This window comes from Qipengyuania triglochinis, assembly GCF_054655615.1.
In genome coordinates this window covers 579,686-599,196 of sequence record NZ_BAAHND010000002.1, presented here as the reverse complement: position 1 = coordinate 599,196, position 19,511 = coordinate 579,686, and the positions used below count along the sequence as shown (strand labels likewise).

At 59.1% G+C, this 19,511-nt stretch carries 25 protein-coding genes; 14 read left to right on the top strand and 11 right to left on the bottom strand.

Going from position 1 to position 19,511, the window contains the following annotated elements:
• Positions 1-30: 30 nt before the first annotated feature.
• The 4 genes from hpf (at position 31) to ACYQ0G_RS09005 (ending at position 2,264) form a co-directional block, all read left to right on the top strand.
• Positions 31-603, top strand: coding sequence for a ribosome hibernation-promoting factor, HPF/YfiA family (gene hpf / locus ACYQ0G_RS09020; RefSeq protein ID WP_460101801.1), 573 nt, complete (start codon positions 31-33; stop codon positions 601-603).
• A 17-nt stretch (positions 604-620) separates the two neighbouring features.
• The gene (locus tag ACYQ0G_RS09015; RefSeq protein WP_460101799.1) at positions 621-1,085 is read left to right on the top strand and encodes a PaaI family thioesterase; all 465 of its coding nucleotides are present in this window, start codon (positions 621-623) and stop codon (positions 1,083-1,085) included.
• Positions 1,082-1,423, top strand: coding sequence for a DUF1491 family protein (locus ACYQ0G_RS09010; protein ID WP_460101797.1), 342 nt, complete (start codon positions 1,082-1,084; stop codon positions 1,421-1,423). The genes ACYQ0G_RS09015 and ACYQ0G_RS09010 overlap by 4 nt, the downstream gene beginning before the upstream one ends.
• A 199-nt stretch (positions 1,424-1,622) precedes the next feature.
• Positions 1,623-2,264: a cell wall hydrolase gene (locus tag ACYQ0G_RS09005; RefSeq protein WP_460101795.1), complete on the top strand. Its 642-nt coding sequence runs from the start codon at positions 1,623-1,625 to the stop codon at positions 2,262-2,264.
• Between the two features lie 57 nt (positions 2,265-2,321).
• On the opposite strand, the gene xth is transcribed toward ACYQ0G_RS09005, so the two are convergent.
• Genes xth through ACYQ0G_RS08990 form a run of 3 tightly spaced genes read right to left on the bottom strand, consistent with a single transcriptional unit; the run spans position 2,322 to position 3,938 of the window.
• Entirely contained in the window at positions 2,322-3,107 is a 786-nt protein-coding gene (xth, locus tag ACYQ0G_RS09000) for an exodeoxyribonuclease III (RefSeq protein ID WP_460101793.1), read from the bottom strand.
• Between the two features lie 38 nt (positions 3,108-3,145).
• On the bottom strand, positions 3,146-3,475 hold the full coding sequence (erpA, locus tag ACYQ0G_RS08995) for an iron-sulfur cluster insertion protein ErpA (RefSeq protein WP_460101792.1): 330 nt from the start codon (positions 3,473-3,475) through the stop codon (positions 3,146-3,148).
• 31 nt (positions 3,476-3,506) lie between these two features.
• Positions 3,507-3,938 carry a CBS domain-containing protein gene (locus ACYQ0G_RS08990; RefSeq protein ID WP_460101790.1) on the bottom strand — a complete coding sequence of 144 codons (432 nt, stop codon included), beginning with the start codon at positions 3,936-3,938 and terminating at the stop codon, positions 3,507-3,509.
• A 117-nt stretch (positions 3,939-4,055) separates the two neighbouring features.
• On the opposite strand from ACYQ0G_RS08990, the gene ACYQ0G_RS08985 reads away from it, so the two are divergent.
• A complete protein-coding gene (locus ACYQ0G_RS08985) occupies positions 4,056-4,352 on the top strand; it encodes a hypothetical protein (RefSeq protein WP_460101788.1) in 297 nt (98 codons plus the stop codon).
• Here the strand turns inward: ACYQ0G_RS08985 and ACYQ0G_RS08980 are convergent.
• From ACYQ0G_RS08980 to ACYQ0G_RS08960, 5 genes are read right to left on the bottom strand one after another with little or no spacing between them, the layout of a single operon-like run.
• The gene (locus ACYQ0G_RS08980) at positions 4,349-4,723 is read right to left on the bottom strand and encodes a (2Fe-2S) ferredoxin domain-containing protein (protein WP_460101786.1); all 375 of its coding nucleotides are present in this window, start codon (positions 4,721-4,723) and stop codon (positions 4,349-4,351) included. The two genes, ACYQ0G_RS08985 and ACYQ0G_RS08980, sit on opposite strands and share 4 nt — an antisense overlap.
• On the bottom strand, positions 4,716-6,824 hold the full coding sequence (locus tag ACYQ0G_RS08975; protein WP_460101784.1) for a dipeptidyl-peptidase 5: 2,109 nt from the start codon (positions 6,822-6,824) through the stop codon (positions 4,716-4,718). Before ACYQ0G_RS08975 ends, ACYQ0G_RS08980 begins: the two co-directional genes overlap by 8 nt.
• Before the next feature lie 42 nt (positions 6,825-6,866).
• A complete protein-coding gene (locus ACYQ0G_RS08970) occupies positions 6,867-7,364 on the bottom strand; it encodes a DUF2497 domain-containing protein (RefSeq protein ID WP_460101782.1) in 498 nt (165 codons plus the stop codon).
• 51 nt (positions 7,365-7,415) lie between these two features.
• Positions 7,416-8,924, bottom strand: a complete 1,509-nt coding sequence (locus ACYQ0G_RS08965; RefSeq protein WP_460101780.1) for a TolC family outer membrane protein — start codon at positions 8,922-8,924, stop codon at positions 7,416-7,418.
• A gap of 2 nt (positions 8,925-8,926) precedes the next feature.
• Entirely contained in the window at positions 8,927-9,520 is a 594-nt protein-coding gene (locus ACYQ0G_RS08960) for a protein-L-isoaspartate O-methyltransferase family protein (RefSeq protein WP_460101779.1), read from the bottom strand.
• Positions 9,521-9,693: 173 nt separating this feature from the next.
• Between ACYQ0G_RS08960 and ACYQ0G_RS08955 the strand changes: the two genes are divergently transcribed.
• From ACYQ0G_RS08955 to ACYQ0G_RS08925, 7 genes are all read left to right on the top strand, one after another.
• Positions 9,694-11,211 carry a fumarate hydratase gene (locus ACYQ0G_RS08955; RefSeq protein WP_460102817.1) on the top strand — a complete coding sequence of 506 codons (1,518 nt, stop codon included), beginning with the start codon at positions 9,694-9,696 and terminating at the stop codon, positions 11,209-11,211.
• Positions 11,212-11,295: 84 nt separating this feature from the next.
• Complete coding sequence (locus ACYQ0G_RS08950) at positions 11,296-12,531, top strand: sensor histidine kinase (RefSeq protein WP_460101777.1); 1,236 nt, start codon at positions 11,296-11,298, stop codon at positions 12,529-12,531.
• Positions 12,524-13,261, top strand: coding sequence for a LytR/AlgR family response regulator transcription factor (locus tag ACYQ0G_RS08945; protein WP_460101775.1), 738 nt, complete (start codon positions 12,524-12,526; stop codon positions 13,259-13,261). Before ACYQ0G_RS08950 ends, ACYQ0G_RS08945 begins: the two co-directional genes overlap by 8 nt.
• A 52-nt stretch (positions 13,262-13,313) precedes the next feature.
• On the top strand, positions 13,314-13,580 hold the full coding sequence (locus ACYQ0G_RS08940; RefSeq protein WP_460101773.1) for a hypothetical protein: 267 nt from the start codon (positions 13,314-13,316) through the stop codon (positions 13,578-13,580).
• Positions 13,581-13,619: 39 nt separating this feature from the next.
• Entirely contained in the window at positions 13,620-14,477 is an 858-nt protein-coding gene (locus tag ACYQ0G_RS08935) for a diacylglycerol kinase family protein (protein WP_460101771.1), read from the top strand.
• Positions 14,467-15,327, top strand: coding sequence for a metallophosphoesterase family protein (locus ACYQ0G_RS08930; protein WP_460101769.1), 861 nt, complete (start codon positions 14,467-14,469; stop codon positions 15,325-15,327). The genes ACYQ0G_RS08935 and ACYQ0G_RS08930 overlap by 11 nt, the downstream gene beginning before the upstream one ends.
• A 65-nt stretch (positions 15,328-15,392) precedes the next feature.
• Positions 15,393-15,590 (top strand): hypothetical protein, encoded by a 198-nt coding sequence (locus ACYQ0G_RS08925; protein ID WP_460101767.1) that lies wholly within the window; start codon positions 15,393-15,395, stop codon positions 15,588-15,590.
• A gap of 85 nt (positions 15,591-15,675) precedes the next feature.
• Here the strand turns inward: ACYQ0G_RS08925 and rpsI are convergent, their stop codons facing one another.
• From rpsI to ACYQ0G_RS08910, 3 genes are all read right to left on the bottom strand, one after another.
• Entirely contained in the window at positions 15,676-16,200 is a 525-nt protein-coding gene (gene rpsI, locus ACYQ0G_RS08920; RefSeq protein WP_460101765.1) for a 30S ribosomal protein S9, read from the bottom strand.
• A complete protein-coding gene (gene rplM / locus ACYQ0G_RS08915; RefSeq protein ID WP_460101763.1) occupies positions 16,200-16,679 on the bottom strand; it encodes a 50S ribosomal protein L13 in 480 nt (159 codons plus the stop codon). The genes rpsI and rplM overlap by 1 nt, the downstream gene beginning before the upstream one ends.
• 239 nt (positions 16,680-16,918) lie before the next feature.
• Positions 16,919-17,941 carry a COX15/CtaA family protein gene (locus tag ACYQ0G_RS08910; RefSeq protein ID WP_460101761.1) on the bottom strand — a complete coding sequence of 341 codons (1,023 nt, stop codon included), beginning with the start codon at positions 17,939-17,941 and terminating at the stop codon, positions 16,919-16,921.
• A 142-nt stretch (positions 17,942-18,083) separates the two neighbouring features.
• Between ACYQ0G_RS08910 and ACYQ0G_RS08905 the strand changes: the two genes are divergently transcribed.
• Positions 18,084-18,488, top strand: a complete 405-nt coding sequence (locus ACYQ0G_RS08905) for a MerC domain-containing protein (RefSeq protein ID WP_460101759.1) — start codon at positions 18,084-18,086, stop codon at positions 18,486-18,488.
• A 9-nt stretch (positions 18,489-18,497) separates the two neighbouring features.
• Positions 18,498-19,469 carry a sulfur carrier protein ThiS gene (gene thiS, locus ACYQ0G_RS08900; RefSeq protein ID WP_460101757.1) on the top strand — a complete coding sequence of 324 codons (972 nt, stop codon included), beginning with the start codon at positions 18,498-18,500 and terminating at the stop codon, positions 19,467-19,469.
• Positions 19,470-19,511 lie beyond the last annotated feature (42 nt).

Genomic DNA, 19,511 nt, shown 5'->3' with positions numbered 1-19,511 from the left:
CAGGGCGCGATAAAAAGGAGAATGACGCTTATGGATATCCGTGTTTCGGGCCACCAGATCGACACCGGCGCAGCCTTGCAGACCCATGTCGAGGACCGATTGCAGGGCATAGTGGAGAAATACTTCAATCGCGCCATCTCCAGTCATGTCACTTTCGGCAAGGCGGCAGGCGGCGCGTTTTCGGCCGACATCGTGACCCATGTAATGCAGGGCCTCATTCTAAAAGGGCATGCCGAAGCCCACGATGTTCATCAGGCATTCGATGTCGCTGCAGCGAAGATCGAGAAGCAGTTGCGCCGCTATAAGCGCCGGATCAAGGACCGCCATGAGCAGGCCGATCACGCGATGCGCGAACAGGAAGCTGCCTATACGATCTTCGCCGCGCCGGAACCGGAGAGCGAGGCTGAAATCGAACACGACAGTCCGCCGATCATCGCCGAAACGAGTGCCATGATCCCTGAATGTTCGGTGGCCGATGCAGTGATGATGCTGGATCTGCAGAATACCAATGCCCTTCTTTTCAAGAACGGGGCCACAGAAAAACACAATATGGTCTATCGCCGTGCGGACGGCTCGATAGGCTGGGTCGAACCGCGTAGTTAAGGGTTCGACAAACAGAGATGAGCATCAACGAGGAGGCGAGCAGCGGGGCCGAGCGGCACTGGCGAGCATTGGAGCGCCTGTACGCATCGGCGCCGGTGAACGCGAAGTTCGCCTCCTCCCTCGAAGTAACCGGGGAAGGTTCAGCGAGGATAACCTTCGACATAAGTGAAGACGTGTTCCATGCTGCAGGGGCTGCTCATGGCACTCTCTATTTCAAGATGCTCGACGATGCGGCCTTCTATGCGGCCAATACGCTGGTCACCGACCGGTTCCTTCTCACCACATCGTTCAACCTCCATTTCACTAAGCCAGTGCGTGAAGGCACAGTGGTGGCGGAAGGGCGCTGGGTAAGCGGGAAAAGGCGCGTGTTTGTTGCCGAGGCACGTTTGGTCGATGCCGAAGGGGACGAGATCGGCCGTGGAACCGGCACCTTCATGAAATCGCGTATCGCGCTCTCCGGCCTGCCGGGTTACGCTCGATGATGGGCGATGACAGACTTCCGGCTCATTTGGAAGTTTCCGGCTTGCTTAAGCTGACTCAGGCCCTCGGCGGATTTGGTATGGTGTTGCAGAAGGGAGAGCGCGACGCTGGTACCCTCGTGATATTAACCACGAATAGTGGCAAAAATACCCGCCTTTGGGAACGCATGCCCCAAATGGATGGGACACGCCATTTCGTGCCTAGCAAGACCCAAGATCCTGATAAACCGCAAGAATTTGATGAATATGTCGCTCGAAGGCAGACACAGGATCCGGATTGCTGGTTTATTGAACTGGACGGCCCGGATGTGGAACGGTTGATCGATCCTACGGCCCGTTAACTTGACATGGTTGCGGATGACACTATTTGGCCCGCCAGCTTCGATGCGCAGGCGGTCGCGTTGGCAATGGTGTCAGCAGACTAGCACGCAGACGGGGAGAAAGCGGCAGGCCCGTTGACGGATCCGACCTTTTAGACGCACGAAACGCGCAAAGGATCCCAGCCTGCGACTGCTACTCACCGCCAAGATAAGCGGGATCATGCGTAAATATCTGTTTGGTATGGCGGCTGCGGCCGCAACTATGGTTGCAACGTTTGCCGGTGCGGAAGAAACCGGCGCGCAGGCCGCTCAGGCGACTGCAGAAACCACTGCTGAAGATACCGCCCTTACGACCGAAGTCGTTCCGGTCTTCGTGGGCGAAGAAGTGGTTCAGGAGCTTCCCGAAGAAGCTGTACAAGAATCCAGCGGTGAATTTTCCGAGGCTGCAAGCCTCCATGAACTGGTCGCTGAAATGCCCGCGACGGAGAACCTCTCGGACGAAATGCGCTGCCTTGCCGGCGCTGTCTATTTCGAATCTCGCGGCGAGCCGCTTGATGGCCAGCTGGCTGTTGCGCAGGTCATTGTGAACCGCAGCGAATCTCGCCAGTTCCCCTCTAGCTATTGCGGTGTAGTCTATCAGCGCTCGCAGTTCAGTTTCGTACGGGGCGGCGCAATGCCACGCATCAAGACTGGTTCCACCGCTTGGAAGCGCGCCAAGGCTATCGCACGCATCGCTCACCAGGGTCTGTGGGATAGCGAGGCACACGACGCGCTCTATTTCCACGCGAAGTATGTGAAGCCGAGCTGGGCGCGTAAAAAGATCGCCCGCGCGACGATCGACACGCATATCTTTTACCGCTGATAATCGAAACGCTGATTCGGAGGACCGCTTTCTCAGGGGAAGCGGTCCTCCGACATATCAGTCGCGGATTTCGACCCACACCGGAGTGTGATCGCTCGATTTCTCTCGGCCGCGATATTCCTTATCGACACCCGCGGCAGCCATGCGATCGGCCAGTTCCGGCGAAAGCAGGAGGTGATCGATCCGGAAGCCATGATCGCGTTGCCATGCACCTGCTTGGTAGTCCCAGAAGGTCCATACGCCACCACGTGGATTGAGAGTGTCAATCGCATCGGTCCAGCCGTCGGCAAGCATGCGCTGGTACGCATCACGGCTTTCCGGCTGCATGAGGGCATCACTGGCCATGGCCTTCGGTGACCAAACGTCCTTGTCTTCGGGAATGACGTTGAAGTCGCCCAGCACGATGGCCGGCACTTCCTCGTCCCAGATCGATTTCATCCTGGCACGCAGCTTTTCCATCCAGGAAAGCTTGTAATCGAACTTTGGCCCCGGGTGCGGATTGCCGTTGGGCAAGTAGAGATTGCAGATGCGAACACCGCGTACGTCTGCCTCAAGATACCGGGCCTGTTCGCCCTCGCCCTCTTTCGGCCCGTCAATTCCCAGCCCGCGCTGAATTTCGACTGGTTTCGTACCCTTGGCGAGAATGGCGACCCCGTTGAAGCTCTTCTGACCGTGCCAGATCGCTTCATAGCCGATCTTCGTGAAATCCTCTGCTGGAAAGCCGTCATCCATCGTCTTGATTTCCTGCAAGCAGGCGACGTCGGGCTGGGTTTCCTTCAGCCATTCCAGCAGACGCGGCAGGCGCGCCTTGATTCCGTTGATGTTGAAAGTCGCTATACGCATGAACGTTTCCATGCCTGAAGCTGCGGCGTGGGTCTAACCTAAATGCCGAAACTCGAGCCGCAACCGCAGCCTGCAGCAGCATTCGGATTTTCCACCCGAAATGCCGCTCCGCCCAGGGATTCGACGAAATCCACCACGCTGCCAGCGACAAGATCGAGACTGACGGGATCAACGACCAAGCGAACGCCATCCGTATCGCTTACGGAATCGTCCTCTGCCTGCTCATCCGCCAAGTCGAATTTGTACTGGAAACCGGAACAGCCTCCGCCCTCGACAGAAAGTCGCAGAATCGCCGGTTTTGCCTGCTTGTCGGCAATAGTGGCGACGCGCTTGGCAGCAGCGGGTGTAAGGGTGAGCATTTCGGCCATGCTAGCGATGTAGGGAGCGCATGGCTTGCACTCAAGCCGTCTGGATGTAGGCGCGCATTGCAGAGGCTTCTCGCTGGATTTCGTCCAGCCTCCCCTGCACCAGATCGCCGATCGAGATGAAGCCGCACATGGTCTGCCCCTCCAGGACCGGCAAATGGCGGATCCGGCGCTTGCTCATCAGGCCCAGCGCATCGAGAATATCTGTATCTCGATCGATCGTAATGGCAGGAGCAGTCATAACCTCACCGACCGGGCGATCGAGACAGGACTGTCCCTCATCGGCAAGCCGGTAGATTACATCGCGTTCGGAAAAGATTCCGGCAACTGCGCCGCCCTGCATTACCGGGAGTGCGCCGATTCGCTTCGGAGCGAGAACCGCCACTGCTTCGCGTACCGGTTGATCGACGCTGACGGAGATAATGTCCGAACTTGCCCGGTCCTCGATAAGCTTGCCAACGTTCATGCCTGCTTCTCCTCCACAAATTCGCCTGAGGGGAAGATGCCACTTTTCCCAACAATTGGCGAATCGAACTCAAACCGCCGTTGAAAGCGGCGGCGCATCGGGGCATTGAGCCGAGGCATGGCTGGAAAATCCCCCCTCGACGACCCTGAAGCTGCGGCTTACGCGTGGGCACGCTTCCGGCGAATCATGCGCTTTCTTTTCCTGATGACGGCGGGAATCGTGGCGATCGCCATGGCGCTGCTATGGAAATTCGAGGACGTCTCGGTCCATTTCTACATTGCCACTGCGCTCGGCATCGCTTTCACCATGCTGTTGGCGGGCGCGCTGATGGGACTGATGTTCCTCTCGTCAGGCACGGGTCACGACGAATCGGTCGATAATAGTCTACCCGACAACAAGATCGACGAAGACTAGGCGTCCTCGGGCGAACGCAGCCGGTATTCCTCGACCGGAACGCCCCCAATCAGGTGGCGCTGGATAATGGCTTCCAGCACATCTTCGGTGCAGGAATGGTACCAGATGTTTTCCGGCCAGACGACGGCGATAGGCCCGTGTGCGCAAACCTGCAGGCAATCAGCTTTGGTTCGCTGAACGGTCCCTCCCCGCCCCACGAGGTTCAATTCCTTCAAACGTTTCTTCAGATAGCTCCACGCGGCCTTGCCTTCCTCGCGCGAACAGCATTTCTGCTTTTCGCTGATCGCGCACAGGAAAATCTGACGCTCGGCAGTCTCACCGCCGATCTTGCCGAGCGCCTTCTGTGCTTTTTCGAGGCCCTTCTTACTCATCCGGCTTCAGCCAACGGTCCAGCCATGTAAACACGGTGTTGTGCCACTGCAGCGAGTTCTTCGGATCGAGCACCCAGTGGTTCTCTTCCGGGAAGACCAGAAGCTGGCTGGGAATTTCACGTTCCTGCAACACGGTGAAGGCCGCCAGACCCTGCGTGTAGGGAACGCGAAAATCCTTTTCCCCGGTCACCACGAGCATCGGGGTCTTCCAGTTTTCGACGTGATTGACCGGATTCCAGCGTTCGTAGAGCTGCTTGTTGTCGGCATAGCTTCCGCCGAAGTCCCACTTGGGAAACCACAGCTCTTCGGTGGTGTAATAGAAGCTGCGCATGTCGAAGAGGCCGTCATGTTGCACCAAGCAGTCGAACCGGTCGGGCCATTTCCCCGCTATCCAGTTCATCATGTAACCGCCATAGCTGGCACCCATCGCGCATGCCCGGTTGCCGTCGATCTGGGGATCCTGCTTCAGTGCCGCCGCAAGGCCCAGCTGGAGGTCTTCGAGCGGCTTGCCTCCCCAATCGCGATTGATGCTGTCGGTAAAGGCCTGTCCGTATCCGGTAGACCCGTGAAAATCGACCGAGATAACAGCGTAACCCTGGCTTGCTACGACTCTCGGGTTCCAGCGGCTCGACCACCCGTCGTTAAACGACCCTTGCGGTCCCCCGTGAACATAAAGGATCGCCGGCATCGGTCCTTGCTGACCTTCAAGCTTGGTGATCTGGCCCCAGACCTTGTCGCCGCCCGCACCGGTAAAGCTGAAACGCTCGACCACGACGGGCGCCATCTTGCCGATCGTTTCCGTTGCCACTTGCGTCAACGGTTCGGCCTGATCCCAATCCTGCGATAGGAACAGTTCTGCGGGCGCACCAATCGAGTCTCTGGTAAACAGCAAATCGCCTCCGTGCAGGGGAACGACATTGCCGATATGCGCTTCATTCCCGGCCATCAGATCGAGCCGTTCTACAGCGCCCGTCCGCGGATCGATCCGGAAAGCAGGTGTATCCAGTACATCCTGCGCGGTACCGACGATCCAACGTGAATCCGGCGTCCAGGCGAGCGAGCCGAAGCTACGGTCGAAATCGCCCGTAAGTGCGGTGGTCACACCGCTCTTGAGATCGCGGAGCATGACCACTTGGCGATCTGCTTCATAGCCGGGACGAGCCATGGCGACATAGGCAAGATACTGCCCGTCCGGCGAAGGCGTGGGCAGCATGTCCAATGCAGTGTTCGCAACAGTCAGATTGGTCGGCGCCGCGCCCGATAAATCACTCCACCAGATATCGAAGTTCACGCTATACGGTTCTTGAGCATCCGCCTTGCGAGCGGCGAAGTAGATTCCTGAACCGTCAGGCGCCCAGGCTAGGTCCTCTCCACCACCGAAGGGCATGGAGGGGGTATCGCCAACCGGACCGCCAGCGCCGAGAGGCCCGTCGACGGCTACGCCTTCACCGGATACCCGACCATTGCGCAGCGGGAAGGCGAAAACCCGGCTGTAGGTGCCCGGCGTTTCCCAACTGTCCCAATGCCGGTAAAATCCGCCATCACCTTCATAGAGGCGGCCATCGCCAGGACCCGGGGCATAGGACTTGGCGCTGTCATCGCATGCAATGTCGGTGCAGCTCCGGGCGATATCCGTCCAGATCGCGATCTTGCTGCCGTCCTTGGCAATGGAATAGCCGTTAACCCCGCGTGCGATGCTGGTGACCTGCGTTTTCTGCGTTACTGTGCCGGTAGCGGAAACCATGGCCCGCCACACCTGTGTGCTGTCATTCTCGGCACCGTTAGCCATATAATAGAGCCAGCCGTCGCCGCCGAAGCTTGCCCCACTACCCTTCAAGTCGAGCGCGACGGGAGTGGCGTTCAAATTGTCGAGCGACCGCATATAGAGCTGGCTGTCTCGCGCAAACTCCTCCGGGTCGGTGGTCGTTACCGAATAGACGGCGATTGTTCCGTCGGGTGATACGGTGGGGCTGCCGAGACGCGGCATCGTGACGAGGTCGCTCGCCTGCATTGGTTCCGGCGCTGTCTGCGCCAGAAGCGGATAGGCGAAAAGCGCAAATGCGCTGGCGAGCGGGAATGCGACCCTGTTGCGGAATGTCATGGTTGCGCGATGTAGCGCGACCGCAGGCGGAAGGGTAGAGCTTTAGCGCTTCTTGCCAGCTATGCGGGAAATCTCGGCCTTCACCATGTCTTCGACCATGCCGGGCAGATTATCATCGAGCCATTGGGAAAGCATCGGACGCAGCATTTCCCGGACAAGGCCTTCGAGCGATGTTTCGCCTTGGCGAACGACATGAGGTTGCTTGCCCGGCTTCGAAAGCATGGTCAGCGCTGCGAAATTCTGCTGCATCGCACTGCGCGTAGCATCGGCGATCAGGCTTTCTTCGTAATCGTCTTCGCCCGGTTCCTCGCCGTATATCGCGTCGAGGTCTGCATTGTCCTGAATGAGAAGCTCTTCGCCCAAGCCCGATCCCAGTTCCAGTACGTCCTCTGCTTCTTCCGCATCGGCCGGTTCCGCGCCGCCAGCAATCAGGCCGCGGCGCCGTTGCGGTGTCTCGACCTTGCCTTCGCTATCGCGCGCGATCACTTTCTTGATCGAATTGAGAATTTCTTCGACCGAGGGTTCACCGTTGATTTTCATAATCCGCGTCTGCCCCGCTGTGCCTGTATCGGTTGTGGATCGTGCCTTACGCTACGGCCTGTCGCGCGGATCGGCAACCTCGGGAATTTCTGAGGTCGGTGCGGGAATGTCGCGGGTGGTGGTGGTGACAGCTTCGGGTTCGGGAACGCTTTCCCAATCCCAGATCCGTCCACTCACGCTGTCGTAATTGGCAACAGGATCGTAAAGGACGCCTTCTTCGGCAAGGCCAAGATCACGCGCTTCGGCCCGACCCATGGCCGCAAGAAGCGAGAATCCCGCCACGTAAGCATTGCGGCGCGCCGTGACCAACTCCACGCGCGATTGCAGCAGTTCCTGTTCGGCATTCAACACGTCGAGTATAGTGCGGTTGCCGATCGAGTTCTCGGCCCGCACGCCTTCCAGACTAAGCTCAGCAGCGGAAACAGCTGTTTGCGAACTTTCGATGATGGCGAGCGATGCCTGCCAGCTCGAATAGGCGGAGCGCACCTGCGCAATCACATCGCGTTCCGCCGCAATCACTTGCTCCAGTGCGGCACTCGCACGCGCGGTGGCCTGGCGCTGAAGCGCTGCGGGGCGCCCACCCTGGAAGAGCGGCAATCGAAGCGATACGCCGGCCTGCGCCGCAGTGGTCGTCTGCGGGCTGGCGACCGTGGGGCCGACCGGATCGGTCGGATCGAGCGGCGCGTCCGCTACGCTGCCGAGGAAATTCTGGTAGTCATATCCCGCGAAGACCGAAACCCGGGGAAGCCTGCTCGAACCGGCGACATTGATATCGTAGCGCGATGCCTGGGCACGTTCCTTCGCTGCGATAAGGTCCGGATTGTTTTCGAGCGCTACGTCCACGGCTGTCTCGACATCGGCCGGTAGGCCGGCGAGCGGTGGTGGCGCCTGCAGGTTATCCGGCGCTTCGCCGACCAGGGCGATATAGTCTTCACGCGCGGCTATCAGATTTGCCTGAGCGCTCCGCAGATCGCCCTGTGCCAACGCCAGACGGGCCTGGGACTGGGCAACATCGGTGCGTGTCAGATCGCCGATTTCGAAGCGGTCGCTGGTTGCCTGCGTATTCACGGAAAGCACATCGACCTGGTTGAGTGAAAGCGAAACCAGCGCCTGGCCTCTCAGCACATCCATGTAAGCGGCCACGACCTGCGTGAAGATCGCGCTTTCCGTACCGCGCAGATCGGCTCGGCCGGCGGCGACACGCTCTTTGGCTGCGCGTACGGAATTCTTCACCGCGCCGCCCGAATAGATGGGTACGCCCAGATCGACACCGGCCGTCAGGGCCCGGTCAGGCGTAAAGAAGCTTGTCGAACTCTGCTTGAGGAATTCGGTTACGGAAGCAGTTGCTTCGGCAGAAGGAAGACCATCGGCTCGCTCGATTTGAACCGTCTCGTCGGTGGCCCGCTGACCGGCCCGTGCTGCTTCCAGCGTCGGATTGTTGAAATAGGCTTCTGTCAGGGCTTCTTGAAGCGTATCGGCGTGCGCCGAACTTGCCCCCAGTGTCAGGGCGGCAATGCTTGCGGTGATTGCGAACTGCCCGATTGCCCTGCCCTTGCTCATGTTCAGAAGCTCCAGCTCTCTGGCTTGTCGAACTCGCCCATGCGCGGGATACCCATCTCTGCGAGTCGCAGTAGAGCCACTGTTTTGCCGGCTTTCCTCCCGGTCGCGAGCCGCGTCACGCCGCGTTCGACGAGGCCGGTAACGATCCGGCCGTCTGCATCCAGCATTTTGGCAATGTTATCGGGCACGTGCTCGATCGCGCCGTCTACAAGTATCAGCGAGTACTTGCCTTTCTTCGCCTCCAGCGCCTCTGCCGGGCTGATCGAAGTGACCGAAGAGACCAGCGGATCGACAAGCGTTGCCAGATAGCCACTGCCGCCCTCGATGACGAGGACCTTGTCTTGCGTTGTCGGCCGAGCTTCGGACAGCATCGCACCATGGAATAGCGGTGCTGGCAGAAAACCGCCATCGGCAAGCCGGATGGCACGGTCCATATATGCCGTACCTTTGGCATTCTCCGGTACGAAGTCCTCACGCGGGACAGTGCCCATGCGTTCGAGAACGAAGGCTTCGTTGACGCCGCTGGTGCGCAGCTGGCTGTCGAGCATAGCCTTGCGGGCGGCGGCGTAATCGGGGCGGGCTGTGGTCGTGGTCATAGTCATCCGAGGGCTGTATTACATCAATAACACGGCATTTCAAGCGCGCTGTTGCGACGAGGCGTTGCCTTAGGCGCAAGACACTTTGCTTCCAAGCGCTTTGACCGATGGCGGGGAACGCGCCTATCGGGGAGCGCAAATCTGCAACATGGGAACGCGCCGCGATGAGCGACATGACTATTATCAAGGAAGAGGATTTGATCGAGAGCGTGAAGGACGCCCTCCAGTATATCTCTTACTATCACCCGATGGATTACATCCGCGCCCTCGGCGATGCCTATGAGGCAGAACAGGGTCCGGCAGCCAAGGATGCCATCGCGCAAATCCTCACCAACAGCCGCATGTGTGCCGAAGGGCACCGTCCGATTTGTCAGGATACCGGCATCGTCAACGTCTTCGTGAAATGGGGCATGAATTGCAGGCTCGACAGCCAGCGCAGCCTTCAGGAAGTGGTCGATGAGGGCGTGCGGCAGGCTTACACCCATCCCGATAACAAGCTGCGCGCCTCAATTCTGGCGGATCCGGCGTTCACGCGCCGTAACACGCGCGATAACACTCCCAGCGTGCTCTCCGTCGAGATGGTCCCGGGCAATACCATCGATATCGACGTTGCGGCCAAGGGCGGTGGCAGCGAGAACAAGTCGAAGTTCAAGATGATGAACCCCAGCGACAATATCGTCGACTGGGTCGTGGAACAGCTGCCCAGCATGGGGGCCGGCTGGTGCCCGCCGGGGATGCTAGGCATCGGCATCGGCGGCACAGCCGAACATTGCATGAAGCTGGCCAAGCTCAGCCTGATGGACCCGATCGATATGGGTCAACTCAAGCAACGCGGTGCGAAGACCGATATCGAGCAATTACGGATCGACATTTTCGATGCGGTGAATGCTCAGGGGATCGGGGCTCAGGGACTCGGCGGCCTTTCCACCGTGCTCGACGTGAAGATCTTGGATGCCCCCTGCCATGCCGCAGGTAAGCCGGTGGCAATGATCCCGAACTGCGCGGCTACGCGCCATGCGCATTTTACGCTTAATGGCTCCGGGCCAGCTTATCTCGAACCGCCCAAGCTCGACGATTACCCGCAGGTTACCTGGCAACCCGACAGCGCGGCCAAGCGAGTCGACCTCGATAATCTGACGCCGGAAGAAGTGGAAAGCTGGGAACATGGCGATCGCCTGCTCCTTTCCGGCAAGATGCTCACCGGCCGCGATGCCGCCCACAAGCGCATTCACGACATGCTGGAAAAGGGCGAAAATCTCCCGGTCGAATTCAAGGGGCGCGCAATCTACTATGTCGGCCCGGTCGATCCGGTGATGGGCGAGGTCGTCGGACCCGCGGGCCCCACGACGGCCACGCGTATGGATAAGTTTACTGAAATGATGCTCGATCTCGGGCTGCTTGCCATGATCGGAAAGGCCGAGCGCGGCCACGATGCGGTCAAGGTCATCAGCCGCTTCAAAGTGGCCTATCTCATGGCTACCGGCGGCGCTGCCTACCTTGTGAGCAGGGCCATCAAGGGTGCCAAAGTCGTCGGGTTCGAGGATCTGGGGATGGAAGCGATCTACGAATTCGAAGTCCAGGACATGCCGGTCACGGTAGCGGTCGACGCCCAAGGCAACAATGTACACACACTCGCTCCGGCGAGGTGGCGCGAAAAGATCGCGAGCGGCGAGGTCGAGCCCGTCGGATAGGATCTTAGCTGATCGACAAACCGCACGGGAAGTCCGACCGCCGGACTTCCCTGCGGTAAGTCTTGCGGGCAAAGAAACCTGGCTTTGACCGCCGAACGAACGCCAAGTCCCGAGACCGGAAACGTCTCGATCCGCACGGTTCTCGTGTCGATCGTGTGCGTGTGGTCAGCCTATTTCCTGTTGATCAGTGCCCGCGGCTGGCTGATCGGACTCGACTTCGAGTTCGATCTCGTATCGCGCCGAGTGGCAGTGACGGTCGCCGCAATGGGTGTGACCTTCATCCTGTGGCTAATCATCCGCCTCTTCGACAATCGCTCATTGGCGTTGCAGATTTGCGGAGCCTTGATCTTCGCTTTGCCTGCAGCCCTGCTTATCGCCCAATCGCAGCAATGGCTCTTCGCCTCTATTCAGGAGCGTTACGAAGCCAAGATCGCGCAAGACCGAGGTATCTCGCTCCGCCGGGATGACAATGGCAATCTGATTATCGAAGGTCCGGTGCCTGCTGAACCCAAGATAGGCGAGCCATTGGGCACGGCTACTCCTGCTAATAATACGGCACAAGTCGTCCTGCCGGACGGCCGCGAAATGGATCGCTGGCTTCAACTCATCGAAATGGGGCTCGACCGCTATTTCCTTTTGCTAGCTTGGGCAGCGCTTTATTTTGCGTTGCTCGCCGGCGCGCGAGTGCAGGCGGCCGAACGCCGTGGCGAACGCTTTCGGAGCGCCGCCAAGGCCGCAGAATTGCGTTCGCTGCGGTATCAAGTGAATCCTCATTTTCTCTTCAACACTCTGAATTCTCTCTCGGCCCTCGTGATGACTGGTAAGGAAGACCGGGCCGAGGAGATGATTCAGTCGATCTCGCGTTTCTACCGCCATTCGCTAGCCGACGATTCGACTGGCGACGTAAGCCTCGAAGACGAGATCGATCTGCAGGAACATTACCTTGAGATCGAGGCGGTCCGTTTCCCCAAGAGGCTCAAGACGCGGGTCGATTTGCCCAATGAATTGGCACAGTTGAAGGTGCCCGGTATGATCCTTCAGCCTCTGGTCGAAAACTCGGTAAAATACGGCGTCTCGGCAAGCAATCGCCCGGTAACCATTTCAATCGTGGCGCGCGAGGAAGGTGGGTGGTTGGTCCTGCGCGTAGGAGACAATGGGCCGGGGCTGCCTTCTGGTCACACCGGAGGATTCGGTATCGGTCTGGCCAATGTGCGGGACCGGCTGGAGGCACGTTTCGGTCGCGAAGCATCGATCAATTCAGGCCAGACGCCCGACGGATACGAAACCGAACTGAAGCTGCCGATGGTGAAGCATGGCTGAAGACATACAAGGCAAACTGCGAACTCTCATCGTCGATGACGAGCCGCTGGCGTTGGAGCGGATGCACGTTATCTGCAACAAGCTCTCCCATATCGAGGTCGTGGGGACAGCGGCCGATGGCGCCGAGGCCTTGGAAATGATCGAGGCGCAGGACCCTGACCTCATTTTGCTCGATATGACTATGCCCGAGGTCGATGGGCTTTCGGTTGCTCGTGCGCTGGCCAAGCAGGATGATCGGCCCGCGGTGGTCTTCGTCACAGCCCACGACAACTACGCAGTCGAGGCCTTCGATCTCGATGCGGTCGACTATGTCTTGAAGCCGGTTAAACCTGAACGGCTCGAACGCGCTATCCAGCGCGCTCTGGCTCGGCGCGGCGAGACCAGCGGACAGGAAAGCAAATGGCTGGACGAACTGTGGATCCCTCATCGTAGCGAGCTGATCCGAATCGATACGGATGAAGTTTCGCGGATCGATGCAGAGCGGGATTACGTCCGCCTCCATGTCGACGATCGCAGCTATCTCCTGCTGCAGACCATCGCCGGGCTCGAGAAGCGGCTCGATCCGGCCAAATTCATTCGCATCCATCGCTCCACCATTTTGCGCAAGGACCGGATAAAAGGCCTGCGCCACGATGGCTTGGGTGTCTGGTCCGCAGAACTGGAAGACGGGGAAGCGCTCCGGATTGGTCGCACCTATTTGCCCAAAGTAAAGGCTATGGCTGGCCGCTGATCCCGAGCCTCTAGGATTGGCAATCGGCTGACATCATGCCTATCCTAACGGGATGGTCATTCTGATCGTATTCCTCCTCGGCATCGGCAACTTCGCCGCGCACAAGGCGGTGCTTGAAAGCGGGCATCCGATGCTCGATGCATTGCCGAGCTTTTATCGCACCGGCGGAGGGCGCTTTTCGCTGTGGTTCGAATTCTTCATCCTTCTCGCCGCCATGTTGCTGGCCGGTAATGGCTGGACGGGTATGGCGTGGGCCTACGGCATATATAGTCTGCTGAATTTCGGGACGGCCTGGATGATCTTGACAGGCAAAGTTTGAGCGGAGGGAACCGCCGTCCGCATGAGGCGCTAATGCTGCATGGAGAGTGATAATCCCATCTGGCTGCTCACGAATTCACGGTCAGGCAGCAATACCGATCAGGCCATCGAGATGCTCGAAAGCCATTGCAAAGACAAAGGCTTTGCCATTTCTCGCAAGATTGGGTTTCCGGATGAGGAACTACCCACTCGCGAAGAACTCGATGCCGAGGGCATCCGTCGTCTCGCGATCTTCACCGGGGATGGCTCCCTGAATGCGGCTATCGCCAAACTACAAGGTTGGGGCGGATCGGTCATGGTCCTGCCCGGTGGCACGATGAACCTCTTGAGCAAGCGCCTTCACGGCCCGGATGCAGATCTCGAAAGGATCATCGAACGCCATGCAAGCGGCGCGGCGCGTCCGGTACGGCCGTTGATGGCACGTTGCGAAAAAGGGGATGCTCTGGCCGGCCTTCTCGTAGGGCCGGGCACTTCCTGGGCAAGCGTGCGCGAAGCCATGCGGGATTTCGACATACCCGCGATGGCCGGCGGGACAAGCGAAGCGTTATCGGAAACGACCGGGGGATCGATGGTGCGCTGCAATGATCCCGAACTGGGCAAGAGAGAAGGTTACCCTCTCATCGAATTCACGCCAAGCCATCGCGGCATGCAACTCGACGCGTTTCATGCTGAAGGCGCGGGCGAATTGCTCGCCCAAAGCTGGGCATTGTTGCGGCGGAGCTTTCGCGATGGGCCGCACACTCGACTGGGGCTAGTGGACCGGATTACTTTGGAAACCTGCGACGGTGCCCCTGTCGAGGTACTGATTGATGGCGAGCCGGCCACCCTTTCCCCCAAGGCCGAGTTCGCGGTAGCACCGTGCGAGGTCGATCTGCTAGCGACGCATCATGGCTTCTGAATTCCGGCGCATATTCCACCTTTCCGATATCCACTTCGGCCTTGAAAACAATCGTGCTCTCGATTGGGTCAAACAGGAGATCGTCGAACGACAGCCCGATGCTGTTGCGATCACCGGAGACCTGACAATGAGGGCGCGCCATCGGGAGTTCGAGGCCGCGACGCATTGGATCAATTCGCTTCCCGCGCCGGTCACTGTCGAGGTCGGAAACCACGACATGCCCTATTTCAATCCTATCGAGCGTTTCTTCGCTCCCTACAAACGCTTTCACGGTATGGAAGAGAAGGTCGAAAAGGAACTTGATCTGGGGTCGCTTGCCGTCGTTCCACTCAAGACAGCGGTGCGCATGCAACCGCGCCTGAATTGGTCAAAAGGCTGGGTTTCTTCGGCTGCGCTGGAAAAATGTCTCGCCGCGATCGATGCGCTGCCCAGCGGTACGAAAGCGCTGGTCACCGTCCATCATCCTCTGCGTGAGGTTGGAACCCAAGGGACGGCTCTTACCCGCCATGGCGATAAGGCTCTGCGAGAACTGGCGCGGAGACCGGTACAGGCTGTCCTTTCCGGCCACGTCCATGACGCGTTCGATATCATGGAAGAAACCGATAACGGTCCGGTGAGAATGATCGGTGCCGGCACCTTGTCCAAGCGCACCCGTTCGACACCGCCAAGCTTTAATGAGATTGAATGGGACGGTAGCAAGCTGACTGTCTGTGTGCGTAATCTTAGCGACGTGAAGACCAGCGACATGCAGATCGATGACGTGCCAGAAGATGCAAGGCCCCCGCGTGAACCAAATGATCCGGTGGCACCGGTCCGCCAAGTCCCGCGCGTTGACCCGCCTGTGCATTAACCAGAAGACATTGCGATTTCTCAACCCTGACATGCAATTATGCTGACAGAGTTCGAGGAAATGCCATGGAATTCTTCAAAGCAGCGCCTCTCGGCGCTATTCTGTCATGTGTCGTAGCGCTGGTTGTTGGTAGCCAAGGTTCGGACGGCGGCCACCTCGCGGTGTTCCAGGCCGAGATTTATCAATATGACATCTGGTGGAGCTGGCCGGTTTTTTTCGCTGGCACCGGGCTTGCATGGGCGTTGATGCTTATTCAGCGGTGATCGGACGCTAAACGTAAAGAAAAAGGGCGGTCCCTCGCGGAACCGCCCTTTTCTGTTTGTCCGTTGATCCGGCTCTGGAGGCGAATTAACGCTTCGAGAACTGGAAGCTACGACGTGCCTTGGCACGGCCGTACTTCTTACGCTCGACCACGCGGCTGTCGCGGGTGAGGAAGCCGGCGGCCTTGACCGTCGAACGCAATGCCGGTTCGTACTTGGCGAGTGCCTGGCTGATGCCGTGCTTGACTGCACCGGCCTGGCCTGAAAGGCCGCCGCCCTTGACGGTGGCGATCACGTCATACTGTTCCTGACGCTCGGTGATGGCGAACGGCTGATCGATCACGAGACGCAGAGTCGGACGTGCGAAATACACTTCCTGATCCTTGCCGTTGACGGTGATCTTGCCGCTGCCGGGAACCAGCCATACGCGGGCGGTGGCATCCTTACGGCGACCAGTGGCGTAAGCGCGACCCTGAGCGTCAAGCTCCTGCTCGCGCAGGGGAACGTCGGCCTTGGCAGCGATTTCCGCGCTGTCGCCCTGAGGAGCGTCGGCGGCAATGTCCTTCAGATCGGCGAGATCCGAGACGGTGTCGTTCTTGGTTTCGTCAGCCATTACGCAACAGCCTTGTTCTTGCGGTTCATCGAAGCGACGTCGAGCGTCTTGGGCTTCTGGCCCTCATGCGGATGCTCGGTGCCGTTGTAGAGGTGGAGCGCGCGCATCTGGTCGCGGCCCAGCGGGCCACGCGGGATCATGCGCTGCACGGCCTTCTCGAGGACACGCTCGGGGAAACGTCCGCCCAGAACCTTGTTCGGGGTTGTTTCCTTGATGCCGCCCGGGTGACCGGTGTGCTTGTAATAAATCTTGTCGTCCATCTTCTTGCCGGTGAACTTCACCTTGTCGGCATTGATGACGATGACGTGATCGCCGCAATCCACATGCGGGGTGTAGCTAGGCTTGTGCTTGCCGCGCAGGTGGTTGGCGATGATGACGGCAAGACGACCGACGACGAGATCTTCGGCGTCGATGATATGCCAGTCCTTTTCGACCTCTGCCGGCTTGGCCGACTTGGTCAGTTTGGTGAGAGCCTTCATGGCTGATATGTCCGTTTGCTCGAGTTATCGCGCCGTGCTTTACGGCCCTAAACGAATTCGCGGCCCATCACGGAGCCGCTAAGCGCGCGCCAAATGGGCGCATGGACGTGATTCGTCAAGCAATTCTGCGGGTCTTGCGTGGGGTATAATAATACGCCGCCGGAAAGTCCGGGCCCGAGCCCTTGCCATCATGCTATATTAAAGAGCGCCAATATCGAGGGGCGTAACCTCCTTGGCGGTTAGTTCTGGCGGCCAAGCACGTGGGCACCCCATGCGACCGTGGCCACCAGCAGCGCGCCAACCAATTGATGCAGAACCGCAAGATGGAATTCCACGCCGCTCAACACGGTTGCGATGCCAAGCACTATCTGGGTGCCGAAAGCCACGTGAATGGCGATTGAGGCCGGTCGCGAAACCGGCTTAACTCTGCGCGCCATCAACACCAGTGCGATCACGACAACCCACGCCCACCAGCGATGCATCCAATGGATGAGAAAAGGATCGTGGGTCATTGCCCAAAGGAATCCCGGAGTGCCGTCAAATTCGGGGATGAAGCGTCCCTGCATCAGAGGCCAGCTGTCGGAAGCCAGGCCTGCATCAAGGCCCGCGACCCAGGCCCCCAGCAGAAGCTGAATAAACAGGATGATACCCGTTGCAGTCGCTAGCTTCGTCAATCGCGCAGGCCTTGCGTTGACCATGCTTGGCCTTCGCAGGTCCAGCGCTGTCCAGACAAGGCCAGCCAACAGGATGAGTGCGGTGCAAAGGTGGATCGCCAAGCGGAAGTGGCTGACATCGGTACGTGTCTCGAGACCGGACGCGACCATCCACCAACCGAAGCTACCCTGCAGCGCCACGAGGGCCGCCAATGCAAACAGCCGCCAGAAATAGCCATCTGGAATCATCCGGCGAACGGCAAAAAATGCGAGCGGGATCACCAGCGCCAGCCCGATCAGCCTGCCCAGCTGGCGATGTATCCACTCCCACCAGTAGATCGATTTGAATGCTTCCAGATCCATTCCCGCAGGGCCGTTTATCTGGGTGTACTCGGGTATGCGCTGGTAGAGTTCAAACTCGGCTTGCCAGTCGGCCTCGTTCAACGGAGGCAGCGCGCCGAGGAACGGCTTCCATTCGGTGATCGAGAGTCCGCTTTCGGTCAATCGAGTGATTCCGCCCACAGTGACGATGATGATGACCAGCAAAGCTACGGAGAATAACCAGTTTGCCAGCGATATCGGCCGGCTGCGGGAAGCAAGGGTGTTCATGCGGAGCCTGTTCGCCTCCAGAGACGTGTTTCGCAAGTGCAAATGGAACAAGCGGCATGTCGGGTACGTCAAACGACGGATTACAGATCAATTCCACAATTCGCTCTTGTAAGATGAGACACTATCACATATCTGCTCCGGCATGTTGCAACGTGCATTGAACCCGATTCGCCGGCGGCTGGACCGCGTCGGCATCGGTCTTTCGGGACTGTGTGCATTGCATTGCATCGCCAGCATTGCACTCGTGTCAGGTCTAGGTGTCGGCGGCGAGTTTCTGCTTGCTCCTGAAATCCACCGTTGGGGCCTGCTGGTTGCGACTTTGATCGCCGGCGTGGCGATCGGCTGGGGCGCACTGCGGCATCGCATGGCCATGCCATTTGTGATCGCCATGACGGGACTTAGCTTTATGGGCGCAGCGCTTGCGGTTCCGCACGGTTACAAGGAAGCCGTCCTGACGATCCTCGGGGTCGCGCTTGTATCGCTTGGCCATATTCTGAATATGCGCCACTGCCATTCCGCCGCTTGCAAGGAGCGCTGCGGAGACTAAGTCGGTCCCATGATTTCCCTGACCGTAAACGGCGAAAGCCGCCGCACATCCGCCAACACCATTGCCGAGCTTGTTCGGGAGCTCGATCTCAATCCAGCCAAAGTTGCTGTTGAGCACAACGGTACGATCGCACCGCGCAGCGAACTCTCGGCGCGCGCAGTAGACGAAGGGGACTCACTCGAAATCGTCCATTTCGTGGGCGGAGGGCAAGGCGACGATAGATGGTCGGTTGCTGGCCACACGTTCAATTCCCGCCTGATAGTCGGCACCGGAAAGTATAAGGATTTCGAGCAAAACGCGGCGGCCCTGGAAGCGAGCGGCGCAGAAATCGTTACAGTCGCCGTACGCCGGGTCAACGTCAGCGATCCGAAAGCGCCGATGCTGACTGACTTCATCGATCCGAAGAAGGTAACCTATCTTCCAAACACTGCGGGCTGTTTTACGGCGGAAGAAGCGATCCGCACCCTCCGCCTTGCCCGGGAAGCTGGTGGCTGGGACCTCGTCAAGCTGGAGGTTCTTGGAGAGGCGAAGACGCTTTATCCAGATATGCGCGAAACGCTAAAGGCGACCGAAGTCCTCGCAAAGGAAGGCTTCCAACCGATGGTATATTGCGTGGACGATCCCATCGCAGCGAAACAACTGGAAGAAGCTGGCGCGGTTGCAGTTATGCCGCTGGGCGCCCCCATCGGATCGGGACTCGGGATACAGAACCGGGTTACGATCCGTCTGATTGTAGAAGGCGCGAAGGTACCCGTGCTCGTCGATGCAGGTGTCGGCACGGCGTCAGATGCGGCCGTAGCCATGGAATTGGGCTGCGACGGAGTACTTATGAATACAGCCATCGCCGAAGCGAAAGACCCGCTCCGCATGGCACGGGCGATGAAACTGGCAGTCCAGGCTGGCCGCGAGGCTTACCTTTCCGGACGCATGGGGCGCCGCAAATATGCGGACCCCAGCAGCCCTCTCGCCGGACTCATCTAAGCCCCGGCACACAAAATTAACCATCTTCGGGGAAACTCCGAT

What these genes read in the sequence shown, in the direction of transcription:
- ACYQ0G_RS08905 (WP_460101759.1), top strand. Translation starts at nt 18,084, where the DNA reads ATGTTGCAACGTGCATTGAACCCGATTCGCCGGCGGCTGGACCGCGTC.
- ACYQ0G_RS08925 (WP_460101767.1), top strand. Translation starts at nt 15,393, where the DNA reads ATGGAATTCTTCAAAGCAGCGCCTCTCGGCGCTATTCTGTCATGTGTC.
- ACYQ0G_RS08935 (WP_460101771.1), top strand. Translation starts at nt 13,620, where the DNA reads ATGGAGAGTGATAATCCCATCTGGCTGCTCACGAATTCACGGTCAGGC.
- ACYQ0G_RS09005 (WP_460101795.1), top strand. Translation starts at nt 1,623, where the DNA reads ATGCGTAAATATCTGTTTGGTATGGCGGCTGCGGCCGCAACTATGGTT.
- ACYQ0G_RS08980 (WP_460101786.1), bottom strand. Translation starts at nt 4,723, where the DNA reads ATGAGTAAGAAGGGCCTCGAAAAAGCACAGAAGGCGCTCGGCAAGATC.
- ACYQ0G_RS08955 (WP_460102817.1), top strand. Translation starts at nt 9,694, where the DNA reads ATGACTATTATCAAGGAAGAGGATTTGATCGAGAGCGTGAAGGACGCC.
- ACYQ0G_RS08910 (WP_460101761.1), bottom strand. Translation starts at nt 17,941, where the DNA reads ATGAACACCCTTGCTTCCCGCAGCCGGCCGATATCGCTGGCAAACTGG.
- ACYQ0G_RS08990 (WP_460101790.1), bottom strand. Translation starts at nt 3,938, where the DNA reads ATGAACGTTGGCAAGCTTATCGAGGACCGGGCAAGTTCGGACATTATC.
- ACYQ0G_RS08940 (WP_460101773.1), top strand. Translation starts at nt 13,314, where the DNA reads ATGGTCATTCTGATCGTATTCCTCCTCGGCATCGGCAACTTCGCCGCG.
- erpA (WP_460101792.1), bottom strand. Translation starts at nt 3,475, where the DNA reads ATGGCCGAAATGCTCACCCTTACACCCGCTGCTGCCAAGCGCGTCGCC.
- thiS (WP_460101757.1), top strand. Translation starts at nt 18,498, where the DNA reads ATGATTTCCCTGACCGTAAACGGCGAAAGCCGCCGCACATCCGCCAAC.
- ACYQ0G_RS08945 (WP_460101775.1), top strand. Translation starts at nt 12,524, where the DNA reads ATGGCTGAAGACATACAAGGCAAACTGCGAACTCTCATCGTCGATGAC.
- ACYQ0G_RS08960 (WP_460101779.1), bottom strand. Translation starts at nt 9,520, where the DNA reads ATGACCACGACCACAGCCCGCCCCGATTACGCCGCCGCCCGCAAGGCT.
- rpsI (WP_460101765.1), bottom strand. Translation starts at nt 16,200, where the DNA reads ATGGCTGACGAAACCAAGAACGACACCGTCTCGGATCTCGCCGATCTG.
- ACYQ0G_RS09015 (WP_460101799.1), top strand. Translation starts at nt 621, where the DNA reads ATGAGCATCAACGAGGAGGCGAGCAGCGGGGCCGAGCGGCACTGGCGA.
- ACYQ0G_RS09010 (WP_460101797.1), top strand. Translation starts at nt 1,082, where the DNA reads ATGATGGGCGATGACAGACTTCCGGCTCATTTGGAAGTTTCCGGCTTG.
- ACYQ0G_RS08985 (WP_460101788.1), top strand. Translation starts at nt 4,056, where the DNA reads ATGGCTGGAAAATCCCCCCTCGACGACCCTGAAGCTGCGGCTTACGCG.
- ACYQ0G_RS08970 (WP_460101782.1), bottom strand. Translation starts at nt 7,364, where the DNA reads ATGAAAATCAACGGTGAACCCTCGGTCGAAGAAATTCTCAATTCGATC.
- ACYQ0G_RS08975 (WP_460101784.1), bottom strand. Translation starts at nt 6,824, where the DNA reads ATGACATTCCGCAACAGGGTCGCATTCCCGCTCGCCAGCGCATTTGCG.
- ACYQ0G_RS08930 (WP_460101769.1), top strand. Translation starts at nt 14,467, where the DNA reads ATGGCTTCTGAATTCCGGCGCATATTCCACCTTTCCGATATCCACTTC.
- rplM (WP_460101763.1), bottom strand. Translation starts at nt 16,679, where the DNA reads ATGAAGGCTCTCACCAAACTGACCAAGTCGGCCAAGCCGGCAGAGGTC.
- hpf (WP_460101801.1), top strand. Translation starts at nt 31, where the DNA reads ATGGATATCCGTGTTTCGGGCCACCAGATCGACACCGGCGCAGCCTTG.
- xth (WP_460101793.1), bottom strand. Translation starts at nt 3,107, where the DNA reads ATGCGTATAGCGACTTTCAACATCAACGGAATCAAGGCGCGCCTGCCG.
- ACYQ0G_RS08965 (WP_460101780.1), bottom strand. Translation starts at nt 8,924, where the DNA reads ATGAGCAAGGGCAGGGCAATCGGGCAGTTCGCAATCACCGCAAGCATT.